11 protein-coding genes and 1 pseudogene are annotated in these 12,514 nt (G+C 43.7%); 7 read left to right on the forward strand and 5 right to left on the reverse strand.

The genetic code is table 11. The annotated features are described in order from the left end of the window. Nucleotides 1-76 precede the first annotated feature (76 nt). Nucleotides 77-1,969: a M13 family metallopeptidase gene (locus MFP28_RS10250; RefSeq protein WP_002907379.1), complete on the reverse strand. Its 1,893-nt coding sequence runs from the start codon at nucleotides 1,967-1,969 to the stop codon at nucleotides 77-79. 149 nt (nucleotides 1,970-2,118) lie between these two features. Here MFP28_RS10250 and MFP28_RS10255 point away from each other — a divergent pair, with 149 nt between their 5' ends. The 4 genes from MFP28_RS10255 (at nucleotide 2,119) to tpx (ending at nucleotide 5,280) form a co-directional block, all read left to right on the forward strand. Next, nucleotides 2,119-2,838, forward strand: a complete 720-nt coding sequence (locus MFP28_RS10255) for a metal ABC transporter ATP-binding protein (RefSeq protein WP_032916105.1) — start codon at nucleotides 2,119-2,121, stop codon at nucleotides 2,836-2,838. Between the two features lies 1 nt (nucleotide 2,839). Then, entirely contained in the window at nucleotides 2,840-3,688 is an 849-nt protein-coding gene (locus MFP28_RS10260; protein ID WP_032913327.1) for a metal ABC transporter permease, read from the forward strand. A 19-nt stretch (nucleotides 3,689-3,707) separates the two neighbouring features. Further along, nucleotides 3,708-4,637 carry a metal ABC transporter substrate-binding lipoprotein/adhesin SsaB gene (gene ssaB, locus MFP28_RS10265; RefSeq protein WP_002907381.1) on the forward strand — a complete coding sequence of 310 codons (930 nt, stop codon included), beginning with the start codon at nucleotides 3,708-3,710 and terminating at the stop codon, nucleotides 4,635-4,637. Between the two features lie 151 nt (nucleotides 4,638-4,788). Further along, a complete protein-coding gene (gene tpx, locus MFP28_RS10270) occupies nucleotides 4,789-5,280 on the forward strand; it encodes a thiol peroxidase (RefSeq protein ID WP_002896683.1) in 492 nt (163 codons plus the stop codon). Nucleotides 5,281-5,300: 20 nt separating this feature from the next. On the opposite strand, the gene MFP28_RS10275 is transcribed toward tpx, so the two are convergent. The 3 genes and pseudogenes from MFP28_RS10275 to MFP28_RS10285 all read right to left on the reverse strand — a co-directional run. Next, a complete protein-coding gene (locus MFP28_RS10275; protein WP_002907383.1) occupies nucleotides 5,301-6,398 on the reverse strand; it encodes a DUF3114 domain-containing protein in 1,098 nt (365 codons plus the stop codon). Nucleotides 6,399-6,684: 286 nt separating this feature from the next. Next, nucleotides 6,685-8,925: an SEC10/PgrA surface exclusion domain-containing protein gene (locus MFP28_RS10280; RefSeq protein WP_002907385.1), complete on the reverse strand. Its 2,241-nt coding sequence runs from the start codon at nucleotides 8,923-8,925 to the stop codon at nucleotides 6,685-6,687. A 278-nt stretch (nucleotides 8,926-9,203) separates the two neighbouring features. After that, a pseudogene (locus tag MFP28_RS10285) lies at nucleotides 9,204-9,695 on the reverse strand (C39 family peptidase); the annotation flags it as partial. A gap of 99 nt (nucleotides 9,696-9,794) precedes the next feature. On the opposite strand from MFP28_RS10285, the gene MFP28_RS10290 reads away from it, so the two are divergent. The 3 genes from MFP28_RS10290 to MFP28_RS10300 all read left to right on the forward strand — a co-directional run bounded on the left by MFP28_RS10290 (nucleotide 9,795) and on the right by MFP28_RS10300 (nucleotide 11,427). Next, the gene (locus MFP28_RS10290) at nucleotides 9,795-10,442 is read left to right on the forward strand and encodes a metal-dependent transcriptional regulator (protein WP_002907393.1); all 648 of its coding nucleotides are present in this window, start codon (nucleotides 9,795-9,797) and stop codon (nucleotides 10,440-10,442) included. A 105-nt stretch (nucleotides 10,443-10,547) separates the two neighbouring features. Beyond that, nucleotides 10,548-11,009, forward strand: a complete 462-nt coding sequence (locus tag MFP28_RS10295) for a MarR family winged helix-turn-helix transcriptional regulator (RefSeq protein WP_002907394.1) — start codon at nucleotides 10,548-10,550, stop codon at nucleotides 11,007-11,009. Further along, on the forward strand, nucleotides 11,002-11,427 hold the full coding sequence (locus tag MFP28_RS10300) for an EVE domain-containing protein (protein WP_002907396.1): 426 nt from the start codon (nucleotides 11,002-11,004) through the stop codon (nucleotides 11,425-11,427). The genes MFP28_RS10295 and MFP28_RS10300 overlap by 8 nt, the downstream gene beginning before the upstream one ends. A gap of 113 nt (nucleotides 11,428-11,540) precedes the next feature. On the opposite strand, the gene MFP28_RS10305 is transcribed toward MFP28_RS10300, so the two are convergent. After that, complete coding sequence (locus tag MFP28_RS10305; RefSeq protein WP_002907397.1) at nucleotides 11,541-12,155, reverse strand: CPBP family intramembrane glutamic endopeptidase; 615 nt, start codon at nucleotides 12,153-12,155, stop codon at nucleotides 11,541-11,543. Nucleotides 12,156-12,514 lie beyond the last annotated feature (359 nt).

Consider the following 12,514-nt stretch of genomic DNA (forward strand, 5'->3'; position numbering starts at 1 on the left):
AAACAAAAGCAGACTATTGAAATGCACTCGATTATTTTTGAACTGAGCAAGATGCGATAAGCGTCTTATCTCTGCATCACCAGATGACCACCCGCTCTTCTGGGCTCCGCCACATGCCATCTCCCTCTTGCACATCAAAGGTCGTAAAGAAATCGTCAAAGTTAGGCAGCTGTATATTGGTCCGAAGCTTGGCCGGCGCATGGACATCAACGCTTGCCAAGAGCTTCATATATTCCTCCCGGCCCTTCATCCGCCAGATACGGGCAAAGTTGGTGAAGAATTCCTCAGCAGAGAAATCTGCTTCTTTCTTAGCTGCTTCTAGGGCTGCTGCAATGCCGCCCAGATCTGCCACATTTTCTGAAACGGTCAGCTTGCCGTTGACCTTAGCACCATAGGAATCCTGTCCTTCGAACTGGTCAATGACCTTTTGAGTCCGCTCGGTGAAGGCTTGGTAGTCGTGCTCCGTCCACCAATTATTAAGGCTGCCATTTTCATCAAAGGAAGCTCCGTTGGTATCAAAAGCATGAGAAATCTCATGGGCAATGACCGCTCCGATACCACCGTAATTGGCTGACGAGGACTGGTGCAAGTCATAGAAAGGCGCCTGCAGGATAGCCGCTGGAAAGACAATCAGGTTTTTCTGTGGATTATAGTAGGCATTGACCATATGGGCTGGCATTCCCCATTCCTCGTAATCCACCGGCTGATTCCACTTGCTCCAGCTGTAAGCAATATCAATCTGGCTCAGCTTCTGAGCATTTTCAAAGAGAGTCAGCTTTTCATCTACAACCTTTCGAGAGTAACGCTCAGGAAGTTCATCAGGATAGCCAATATAAGGCTTGATGACATTGAGTTTGACAATTGCCTTGTCCCGAGTTTCTGGTGTCAGCCAGTCATTCTTTGCCAGTCGGTTTTTGTAAACTTCAATCATCGTCGCTACTTTCTGCTCCACATCAGCCTTGGCTTCTGGAGAGAACTTCTGACCGACATACCAGAGACCGACAGCTTGATTAAAGGGACCTTGGGCCAGGTAAAAGGCTGCTTTTTTCTTATCCTGAGCCTGAGGAGTCCCTGATAGAGCACGATGATAAGCTCCTGCCAAGACACGGATGTCATCCGTTAGATAAGGCGTCGTATTACGGACCGCAGACAGAATCAGCAGAGCATGGAGTTTATCCCAGTTAGCGGCTGTATAGATATCCTTAGCTGCCTGCCAAAAACGCTCTTCCGGCACAATGACTTGGTCGGGTTCTTGACCGATCAACTTGGTGAAAATATCCGCCAAAGGCAACTCCGGCACCAAGGCTTTGAAATCTTCCCACTTATAAGGATGATAGAGCTTAGCATACTCAGAGCTTTCTTCACTAGACAGAACATACTGAGCAAAAACAGCATCCAGCTCTAAAACCTTGTCTAAAATATCCTTGATTTCCTCTTCAGCAAAGTCAAATGTTGCCAGCAAATCTTCCTGAGCCTTGCGCCATTTTGCAAGCAGGTCAGCCTTCTGCGGATGGTCCTCTGCATAGTAGGTTGTGTCTGGCAAAATCGTTCCCGGTCCGTCTGCCCAAAGGACATTAATACGGGCATCCATAAAGTCAGGCGCCACACCAAAAGGGAAATAAGTCGGCTTACCAGCCAACTCAAAATCAGCAATCTTAGAAGCATATTCTTCAAAAGACGCTAGGTTGCGAATTTCATCAATGTAGGCACGCGCAGGCTCAATCCCTGCTGCTTCCCGCTTGTCATAATCCGCTGCCAAGCGATGGTAAGCAACAAAGTTCTGCAGAATGGCATCTTCTGGCACTCCATCGCCAGCCAGCCATTTGTCGGTCGTGGCAAGCATAAGTTCCTCAATCTCATCTGCCAAATCCATGAAGCCGCCCGTCACTGGCTTATCATCAGGAATAACCGCCGTCTTGGCCCACTCACCATTAATCGCATCATAGAAATCATCTTGTAGTCGTGTCATCTTCTTCTCGCTTTCATGCTTTTGATATAACCTTATCAAAATCTACTTATTTTTTCAAACGTTTCTTATATTAATTTTAGAAATTTGTTGAAAATTAACTTGACTTAATTTTTATTTTAATGTATATTAAAACCATAGAGGTGTATGAGATGATTACGATTAAAGATTTGACTGTCAGCTATCAGGATACGCTGGCTCTTGAGCCCCTTTCATTAACCATTAAGGAGCCAACCATTACTGGGATTATCGGTCCTAACGGAGCCGGAAAATCCACCCTGCTCAAGGGCATGCTAGGGATTATTGACCACCAAGGCCAGACTCTGCTGGATCAAAAGCCGCTGCAGAACTCTCTCCAACGGGTTGCCTATGTAGAGCAAAAGATTAATATTGATTATCATTTTCCTATCAAGGTCAAAGAGTGTGTCTCTTTGGGACTTTACCCGCAGCTCAAGCTCTTTCAAGGGCTAAAGAATTCCCATTGGGACAAGGTGGCTGAAGCATTGAAAATTGTCGGTTTAGAAGACTTGGCTGAGCGCCAGATTAGCCAGCTATCCGGCGGCCAATTCCAGCGGGTCTTGATTGCTCGCTGCTTGGTTCAAGAGGCGGATTGTATCTTTTTGGACGAGCCCTTCGTCGGGATTGACTCTGTCAGTGAAGAGATTATAATGTCTACACTACGCAGTCTCAAAGCTGCAGGCAAGATCATCCTGATTGTCCATCATGACCTGAGCAAGGTTGTTGATTATTTTGATCAGGTCATCCTGCTCAATCGTAAGCTGATTTCCTTTGGGCCTACCGAGACTAGCTTTACCAAGGACAATATGAAAAAGACTTACGGTTCCCAGATCTTTATGAATGGAGGTGCCTAGGATGATTTTAGAATTTTTCCAAGGGCTGCGGGACTTTCACTTCCTGCAAAACGCCCTCATCACAGCCATCGTCATTGGGATTGTTGCTGGAGCTGTCGGCTGCTTTATCATTCTGCGCGGCATGTCGCTCATGGGGGATGCTATCTCTCATGCGGTTCTGCCCGGTGTGGCCCTGTCCTACATTTTAGGGATTAATTTCTTTATCGGAGCCATCACCTTCGGACTTTTGGCCTCGATTATTATCACCTACATCAAGGGCAATTCCATTATCAAAAGCGATACTGCCATTGGGATTACCTTTTCTTCCTTCCTAGCTCTGGGTGTGATCCTAATCGGCGTTGCCAATAGCTCCACTGACCTCTTTCATATTCTCTTTGGGAATATTTTGGCCGTGCAGGATATTGATATGTGGATCAGTATCGGAGTCGGAATAGCTGTGCTCTTAATCATCATCCTCTTTTTCAAGCAGCTATTGATTACCTCCTTTGACCCCCTGCTGGCTCAAGCCATGGGCATGCCGGTCAGCTTCTATCACTATCTGCTGATGATTCTCTTGACCTTGGTCTCTGTGACAGCCATGCAGAGCGTGGGAACCATTCTGATTGTCGCTCTCTTGATAACGCCGGCAGCAACGGCCTACCTCTATGCCAACAGTCTGAAAACCATGATTCTGCTGTCCTCAGGACTGGGCGCTCTAGCTTCTGTACTGGGCCTCTTTATCGGCTACAGCTTTAATGTCGCTGCAGGTTCCAGCATTGTCCTGACCTCAGCCATCATCTTTCTCATCTCTTTCTTTATTGCCCCTAAGCAACGCTATTTAAAACTTAAAAACCAACCTAAACTAAAATAAAATTTGATGGAGGAATCCCATGAAAAAATTAGGTTTTTTATCCCTGCTTTTGCTAGCAGTCTGCACTCTCCTTGCCTGCTCCGGTCAGAAGAAGGCATCCAGTGACTCGTCCAAGCTCAAGGTTGTTGCGACCAACTCAATTATCGCTGATATTACCAAAAATATAGCTGGCGATAAGATTGACCTGCACAGCATTGTACCAGTCGGCAAAGACCCCCACGAATACGAGCCCCTGCCTGAGGATGTCAAAAAGACTTCTCAAGCTGATCTCATCTTCTACAACGGTATCAACCTGGAAACTGGCGGCAATGCTTGGTTTACCAAGTTGGTCAAAAATGCCAATAAGAAAGAAAACAAGGACTACTATGCTGTCAGTGATGGCGTTGACATCATTTACCTTGAAGGGCAAAGTGAAAAGGGCAAAGAAGACCCTCATGCTTGGCTCAACTTGGAAAACGGGATTATCTATGCACAGAACATTGCCAAACGTTTGATTGAAAAAGACCCTGACAATAAGGCCACTTACGAGAAAAATCTCAAAGCCTATGTAGAAAAACTGACCGCTTTGGATAAGGAAGCCAAGGAGAAATTCAACAATATCCCAGAAGAAAAGAAAATGATTGTGACTAGCGAAGGCTGCTTCAAGTACTTCTCTAAGGCCTACAATGTGCCATCAGCCTACATTTGGGAAATCAACACTGAAGAAGAAGGAACTCCAGACCAAATCAAAAGCTTGGTTGAAAAACTACGCAAGACCAAAGTGCCATCTCTCTTTGTCGAATCAAGTGTGGACGACCGTCCGATGAAAACTGTTTCTAAAGACACCAACATCCCAATCCACGCTAAAATCTTCACAGACTCAATCGCTGAAAAGGGAGAAGAAGGTGACAGCTACTATAGCATGATGAAATACAATCTGGATAAAATTTCTGAAGGATTGGCCAAATAACGATAAAAGGTTAGGGAGACAAAATCCTAACCTCTTTATTTTTGGAGAAGGAGCTTCACATGGAGTAGATTTCAAATTTCCAGTCAAATTATTCGAAAAAAATCACTATTCGCTGTACAATGAAGCTATCAAATATGAATGGAGACTCCTTATGACAACTTTTCTCGGAAATCCTGTAACCTTTACTGGAAAGCAACTGCAAGTCGGCGACACCGCACACGATTTTAGCCTGACAGCAACTGACCTTTCAAAGAAAACTCTGGCTGATTTTGCTGGCAAAAAGAAAGTCCTGAGCATCATCCCATCTATCGATACTGGTGTCTGCTCGACTCAGACTCGTCGCTTTAACCAAGAACTCTCTGACTTGGACAATACCGTTGTTATCACGGTTTCAGTTGATTTGCCTTTTGCTCAAGGCAAGTGGTGTGCTGCTGAAGGCATTGAGAATGCTGTCATGCTCTCTGACTACTTCGACCATTCTTTCGGCCGTGACTATGCTGTCCTCATCAATGAATGGCACCTTTTGGCTCGCGCAGTTCTAGTTCTGGATGAAAATAACACTGTGACCTACGCTGAATATGTCGACAATATCAATACCGAGCCTGACTTCGAAGCAGCTATCGCCGCAGTTAAGAGCTTGTAAGAGATAAAAATACGGATTTGCTAGTCCGTATTTTTTTGTACAAAAAACTTCTGCCAAAACTGACGGAACCAAGCCCAAGAACGCAAGAGAAAGGATGGTCGATTCAGTAATTTCTTGAACCGAGCAATCTCTGCCTTTACCTGTTTATAAGCACTCCGCCCCTTTCGAGCATAAGGGCTCTTAGCCGAACGATAGCCCAGCGGACCACGATTATTCTGAGGTGATTTGAACTTGCGGCCACCATTTTCAATGCCAAGCCTGCGAAAGCGAGGATCCCAAACTGCAGGCGTTTTGACATCATAGCGAGTATGAGAAGCCTGATTGCCCGGCCGGTTATGCTCACCATAGTTAAAGCTGGCGCCATTCACAATACCATTTTGGCTAGCCCTCTCTGGATCGATAATATTGAGAAAACGACCTGTCTGATCCAAAATAAACTCTGTATGAAAATCAATCAGGATTTTTATATTAGCCTGACTTGCTTGACCATCCGGATAGATAGCTTGCTCTGACCTCTTATCAATATGGGCTTTATTGTGCAAGCGAGAGGATTCTTGAAAGCTATAAGGCAGCGCAGACCAATCCTTTAGATAGGAGGCCAAGGCTTCTGCATCTGTCATACCAGTCTGACGGTAGTGATCTCTGACCCACTGGGCCTGCTGGCAGGAAATGACATAGCGAAACTGATGTAGCTGTCTTTTAAGCTTTTGATTGCCATCCCTTTGGCTGAAATCATCTGCTGGAAAAGCCTGGCGCAAGGTCCTTGAGAAAATTTTCCAAAAGCCATCATGAGGTGTTAGGTTTGGAGCAATCCGAGCCAGTAAAAGATCCGTCTCTGCCTTATCTCCACTCAGCTCCTCAGGCATATTAACAAGATTCATAGCCAGAACCAGCAGCTCCTGAGCTCCTAACCTGCTGTTCTGAGCATCCTCAGCCAGCCAAAGATCTTGAAAAAAGGGACTGCCAAAAAGCTGAGCCTCCTGCAGGTAATATCCTTCTTCTGGCACTGTTTTCCCTTGCACACTAATCTCTGCAAAAACTTGTTCCAGTGCTACCTGAGACCAGCCGATTGATTGCAATTGCTGAAAGAGATGTTCTTTCCCTTCTTTCGGATACATGGCTTCCCTCCTTTCTGTTAGCTCTAATAGTTCAAAACTGTAGGGATTATAATAAAAAATCTAATCTACATAGAACAATTAGATTTTATCACAAACTCACATGATAGCAAAGAACAAAATATGAACCCTTGGAGTGCTAACAATAAAGATGTTCTTAACAAATTACTCAATAAATAAAGAGAAGACCAAACTGGTCCTCTCTCAGTATGAGTTTTGTTTAAATGAGCTGTTCCAACTTTGATTTTGCTACAATTCATCTAGAATTCGATTTTATCAATAAATGCTCTTAAGCTTTACGACGTTTTGCAAAAGCCAGTCCCAGCATAGAGAGCAATCCCAATCCTGCAAGCGCTAGAGAAGATTCAGCAGATCCTGTTTTTGGAAGAGCTGCTGGAGCCTGATAGGTCTGAACTGGTTTCTTTCCGTTCTTCACTCCTGTTGTAGTGACTTTCAGAACCTTTCGCTCATTCTTAGAAACGAGGTTGGTTGGGTCGTCTGTCTCAAGGGCTGCAAGAGCTGCTTTCAAAGCTTCAAGTTTGGCATTTTCGACTCTATAGGTTTCTTCCTTACTTGCCAAGTTTGCTTTAGCATCATTGAGAGACGCTTCTGCTTCTTTTAGAAGAGCAGGGGCGTTTTGCAAGCGAGTAACATAGTCTTTAGCAGCTTGAACAGCGCGTTGAGCCTCTTCCAGAGCTGTAGCCGCAGCAGTTGCCTTTTCTTGAGCGGTCGCTGTAGCTGCTTTCAAAGCCTCAAGTTTGGCATTAGCTTCCTCAGCTGTTTTTTGCGCAGTTGTTTGGGCTGCTTCTTTTTCTTTCAAGCTTGCTTGAGCTTTAGCTAAAACTGCAAGTTTAGCCTTGGTTTCTTCAGAAGCCGAATTCTTGCTATTTTCGAGTTCAGCTTGGTAAGTACGTTCCGCCTTGGCCAACTTGTCCTTAGCAGTTTTCACAACCTCACGCAGTAATGGTGCTGTCTCCTGCTTGTTCTGAGCATTTGTCAACGTACGTTGAGCAGCGTCCAACTTAGCCTGCGAAGCAGCCAAATCTTTACGAGCAGCGTCTGCCTCTTGATTATTAGCATTTGGATTGATTAAGGCTGGTGTGATTTTGGAAGGATCCTTAATATCACCGTCATTATTCGCGAAGAGAAGGAAGTTAATTCGGTTAATAATGCCGTTGTTGCTAAAGTTAACAGCTACATAATCTCCCTTTTTCTGCCTATCTAGGCTGCCAACTATTTTTTGAGCATAGATTGTTGTTCTAATGGGGTCTCTAAAGCTATCTCCAAGGTCAAATAATTGGAATTTAATATTGTCATAGATAGTCTTCTTCAAATAATCAACGGACACTTTTTCTTGACTGGCCAAGGTAGGATAAAAACCCAGCTCATTTAAACCAGTAACTCTATATCCAAACTGATCAAGCCCAAATTTAGCAACCACATCTTTTGGAACATTCACTTGTGAAGTTATAGGATCTTTTGCTTGGGCTCTATATTTTTGCTCACGGGCTGCTTGGCTTAGGGCCGCCGCATAATCCATACTATTTTGCGTTAATGTTACAGGAGCATTGCCTACTTGCTTACGGATTTGGTTGATTAAATCTTGAGCATAGTAGTTAATTTCCAAAAGGATCTCTTTAGGAATATTATTAATATCTACTATACGTCGAACATCCTTTTGACTGCTAATGAAGTTATTACTTGATTTTAGAATCGCTGCCTCTTTTGCAAGCATTTCTTTCGCTTCAGGAGTTAACTGGCCCGATCCTTTTTTATCAATAGTTCTTGCTGCCCTGATGTAATCTTGCGATAGGGTAAAGGTATTGTGTACTTGGTCCTGGGAAGAAAGTTTCGCTTCTTTTTCCTTGATTTCTGCTTGGGCTACTTTGATATCAGCCTGGGCTTGATCAATCACTGCTTGGCGTTTGGCATCTTCCACTTCAGCTGTCTTCAACTGGTCTTCGTAAGAAGCTAAGTGGTTTTTAGCCTTGTCAAGCTCATCCTTTGCCTTCGTTACCTTTTCACTCACCAGTTTGCTATCCACAGCTTTTTGGGCTGCATTCACAGCATCCTGAGCTGCTTCAGTCTCGTTTTGTGCCTTAGCTGCTTGAGCTTGAGCATCCTGAGCTACAGCTGCCTGTGTGTTTTCTACTTTTTTAGCTGTATCAAGAGCTGCTTGGGCTTGCTTGGCCGCGTTTTCTGCTGGAGCAACTTTCTTCTCAGCTTCTGTCACAGCTGCTTGAGCTTCGGCAATTTTTTGTGCACTTGTATCAGTATTATCTTTCTTAGCTGTTTCAACCTTAGTCTCAGCTGCTGTAACCTGTTCTTTGGCTTGGTCAACAGACGCTTTTGCTTGATTAACCTGCTCAGTCTGCTGTTTAAGAGCTTCTGGACTTGCAGATAGAGCCTTATCTTGGTTTGCAGGGGCCTTTGCATCCACTGGAGTTGTATCTGCAGCTACAGTGTGAGCAATGCCAGTACTAGCAAGAACTGCTGCCCCTAGAATGACATGTTTTTGGATTTTTTTCATGTTTTTCCTCCTGATATGTTAATAGTATAATGAGAAAAGCTTTGTTTGTCAAACTATTTACATGTTTTTTTGAGAACGTTTATCGCAAATATGTCCAAAAATAGAATCCCGTCCCCATCGCTTCCAAAAAAACCGTGTGTCTAGCTATAATTGTATAATGAATTTTACGCTTACTGACCTTGCCGATGATAAAGTCTTAACCGATTACAAACATAATAGTCATAGAATGCAGAAAACCGCCCGTCAAGCAACGAGCGGTCTTCTTATTCACGAATTTCTTATCCTTTGATGGCAATGAAGGGTGAACCCTCTGTATTATCCGTCGGATCTACACTCTTGACTCCAAAGAGATAGTCTACTGGATACCAGCCATTATTAGCTGCATTATAAGGGTCACGGACATAGGTTTTTCCATTGTCATAGCCTTTGAGAACCAGCTCATGAGTGACTGGATAATGGGCAAAGATGCTGGTACCAACGGCACCTAGGACATGATACCCCTGCGAAAGCACTTCTTTGACTGCAGAAGCTGTAAACAGGGTCTCAGTCGTCAGATCCCGGTGCTAGGCAGCTTGGACAATACCACGGCTGCTGGTGCCAAATTCATCTTTATTAAATTCATTGGTATGGTTATATAGGTAATCCGCAACAGTTGTCGGAAGCACTTCTGTCCCAGTAATCCCAGAAATAACCATGGCTAGCGTTGTCGGCACGCATCCTGTTGCATCCATGCTGTAAGGACCATACTTCCTGCCGCCCCAGCGGCCGTCACAATGAAGAAAATCTAAACATCAAAGAAAGGCTTAGACACTGTATTCTTGCAGCGATTTTTGTTATACTAATGATAGAAAGTTCAGCGAGGATGCAAGATGACCCCAAATAAAGAAGACTATCTCAAGTGTATCTATGAGATTGGCAGCCGCCACAAAAAAATCACCAATAAAGAAATCGCCCAGCTCATGCAGGTTTCACCTCCAGCTGTGACGGAAATGATGAAAAAAATGCTGGCGGAAGAACTTCTGGTCAAGGATAAAAAAGCCGGCTACCTGCTGACTGATTTGGGGCTAAGGCTAGTTTCCGACCTCTACCGCAAGCACCGGCTGATTGAAGTCTTTCTGGTCAACCATCTCGGCTACTCGACTGATGAAATTCATGAGGAAGCCGAAGTCCTAGAGCACAATGTTTCTGAGCGCTTTGTTGAGCGTCTGGATTCCATGCTCCAGTACCCCAAGATCTGTCCTCACGGGGGTACCATCCCAGCCAAGGGAGAGCTTCTGGACGAAGAAAATCAACTGACTCTGGAAGAGGCTTCTGCCCCTGGTGACTATATTATCAAACGCGTACACGACGACTTTGACTTGCTCAAATACTTGGAAAAATATAACCTGCAAATCGGCCAAACCATCACCTTCATCCAATACGATTCTTTCGCTCAGGCTTATCTTCTCAAGACAGAAACCCAAGAAATCCAAATCAATCCTATGATTGCCCAGCAGATTTATGTAGAAAAACTATAAACAGAACCCAGTTCGGACTTTTTAGTCTAAACTGGGTTTTTATTGACAAAACTAAGATGTCAGATTATAATAAGTATACTTACAAAATACCTAGAGGGAAAGCTAATGGAAAAATCGCAGTTTAACTCCATCTACAAGGATGAATACCAAGAGTCAACCGGTCTGCTCTTTATCCGTGCCTACCACAAGTGGCATGGGCTGATCAAAACCAAACTGAGAACGATTGATTTAACCCATCCCCAGTTTGTCGTTCTGACCACTCTTGCTGCACTCCTGCGTCAGCAAGAATGGGTGAGTCAGACCGATATTGCCCGATTTTCTGACATGGATGTTATGACCATATCCCAAATCATCCGCCTCTTGGTCAATAAAGGGTTGATAATGCGGGAAGTCCATCCCAAGGACAGCCGCGCCAACATCATACTTCTAACGGATACGGGGCTGCAAAAGGTCAACCAAGCCCTTCCTCTAGTAGAAGGTATTGATCAGGCGTTCTTTGGAAAATTAGGAAATAATACAGAAATATTAAACCAACTCTTAATCAAACTGGAGGCAGAAAATGACTAGATTTTGGATTGGTGTCGTATCAAAAGAACATGTACTAAGAGGTGTAGAAGGTAGATTTTGCCAAGTCTGCCATGGAAAGAAAGCACCGCTAAACCGAATGAAAAAGGGGGACTATCTTCTGTACTACAGCCCCAAGTATCAACTGAGCGGTCAGGAAAAGCTGCAGGCCTTTACAGCAGTTGGCAAGATTCTAGATGACACTGCCTACCAAGTAGAGATGTTTGAAGGCTTTGTCCCATTTCGGCGAGATGTCAGCTACTACCAGCCTGTCAGAGACTGCCCCATTGACCAAGTCCGCCAGCATCCTCAGTGGCGCCAGTATGCTTCTCAGATAAGATACGGACATTTCGAAGTTTCGAAAGACTTCTTCCTTTATGTTTTTGAGCAAATGAAACTAGACAGCCCTGCAAATCAGTAGAAACAGCTATGTTTGACTTACACCGAACTCTTTGCTCACCTGTCATCAAATCTAAAGTTCCGATTCTCAAGGGAAATCGGAACTTTTTGATTTGCAGTGAAAATCTCGATTGATTAAATCAGCATAAAAGCCGATAAACTACCCGTAATCAAATTTGCTAGGGCATGCATGATCCAGCTGGCTAAAATGGAGCCATCGGATTTCTTTTCATTGACAAAACCCATATAGGCCGCGATGCCAGCCGTACACAAAATGATGAGCAGGGTTTGCAGCCAAGAGAGCACTGTTATAAACATCAAGCCATGCAGCAGACCAAAAAGAGTAGCTTGTATGGTGTTGGCTACCACAAAGGATAAGCGACTAGCCAATCTCTTTAAAAGAAAACCTCTGAATAGCAGTTCTTCTGGCAGAGCAGTTTGAAACAGACCATAAATCAGAATAGCTGGCAAGGCTTGAAAGCCGAGACCTGAGAAGTTTGAAGTCGCTGTCTTAAGACCTTTTACAGTAGTATATAGTAGCAAAAACGAAAGAACCAAGAAAAATAGCGAACCCAGCAAAATCCACAGCCAGATCTTCCGGCTGCCAGTAACTTTTAGCGGTTTTAAGCCAAGCCATTCTAAAAATGGACTTTTTCTTCTAGCTCTTATCAACCACCAAACAAAAGGAAGAAACGCAAACAAAGCAATTTGAATCAGAGCATTCAGCATCTGTTGAACTAGGTTTCCCATGGTAAGAGGCTCCTTTCTTTTCTTTAATATGATTATATAAGACAAACTTCAAGAATTTATAAAGTAATTCTAAAATATTTCTAAAGAATGAAAGAAAACATAAACAAATCAACGATTATCGCCACTTCCTCTTGCTTGCTATGCTTCTTATTTTTGGACTAAATGATGTCAAAAAACTCTTTAAAAACTTATCTCAAAATCTAAGAAAAGTTGCAGATAAAAATAAGGCGATGAGTTTAAAAAAATAGAAAACCGACAATGAGTTAAAGAAAGAAAAAACTCCTAAAATTTTATCACACAAAGTCAAATGTTCAGCCTATCGATCCTAGATCATTTTCTTTTTAGTCCAATACTTCCAG

Origin of the sequence: Streptococcus sanguinis, from assembly GCF_050234405.1 — a bacterium.
Taxonomy (GTDB): Bacteria; Bacillota; Bacilli; order Lactobacillales; family Streptococcaceae; genus Streptococcus; species Streptococcus sanguinis_W.

Coding starts and splice junctions, on each gene's coding strand:
- MFP28_RS10305 (WP_002907397.1), bottom strand. CDS start 12,155: ATGGGAAACCTAGTTCAACAGATGCTGAATGCTCTGATTCAAATTGCT.
- MFP28_RS10260 (WP_032913327.1), top strand. CDS start 2,840: ATGATTTTAGAATTTTTCCAAGGGCTGCGGGACTTTCACTTCCTGCAA.
- ssaB (WP_002907381.1), top strand. CDS start 3,708: ATGAAAAAATTAGGTTTTTTATCCCTGCTTTTGCTAGCAGTCTGCACT.
- MFP28_RS10290 (WP_002907393.1), top strand. CDS start 9,795: ATGACCCCAAATAAAGAAGACTATCTCAAGTGTATCTATGAGATTGGC.
- tpx (WP_002896683.1), top strand. CDS start 4,789: ATGACAACTTTTCTCGGAAATCCTGTAACCTTTACTGGAAAGCAACTG.
- MFP28_RS10280 (WP_002907385.1), bottom strand. CDS start 8,925: ATGAAAAAAATCCAAAAACATGTCATTCTAGGGGCAGCAGTTCTTGCT.
- MFP28_RS10295 (WP_002907394.1), top strand. CDS start 10,548: ATGGAAAAATCGCAGTTTAACTCCATCTACAAGGATGAATACCAAGAG.
- MFP28_RS10275 (WP_002907383.1), bottom strand. CDS start 6,398: ATGTATCCGAAAGAAGGGAAAGAACATCTCTTTCAGCAATTGCAATCA.
- MFP28_RS10300 (WP_002907396.1), top strand. CDS start 11,002: ATGACTAGATTTTGGATTGGTGTCGTATCAAAAGAACATGTACTAAGA.
- MFP28_RS10255 (WP_032916105.1), top strand. CDS start 2,119: ATGATTACGATTAAAGATTTGACTGTCAGCTATCAGGATACGCTGGCT.
- MFP28_RS10250 (WP_002907379.1), bottom strand. CDS start 1,969: ATGACACGACTACAAGATGATTTCTATGATGCGATTAATGGTGAGTGG.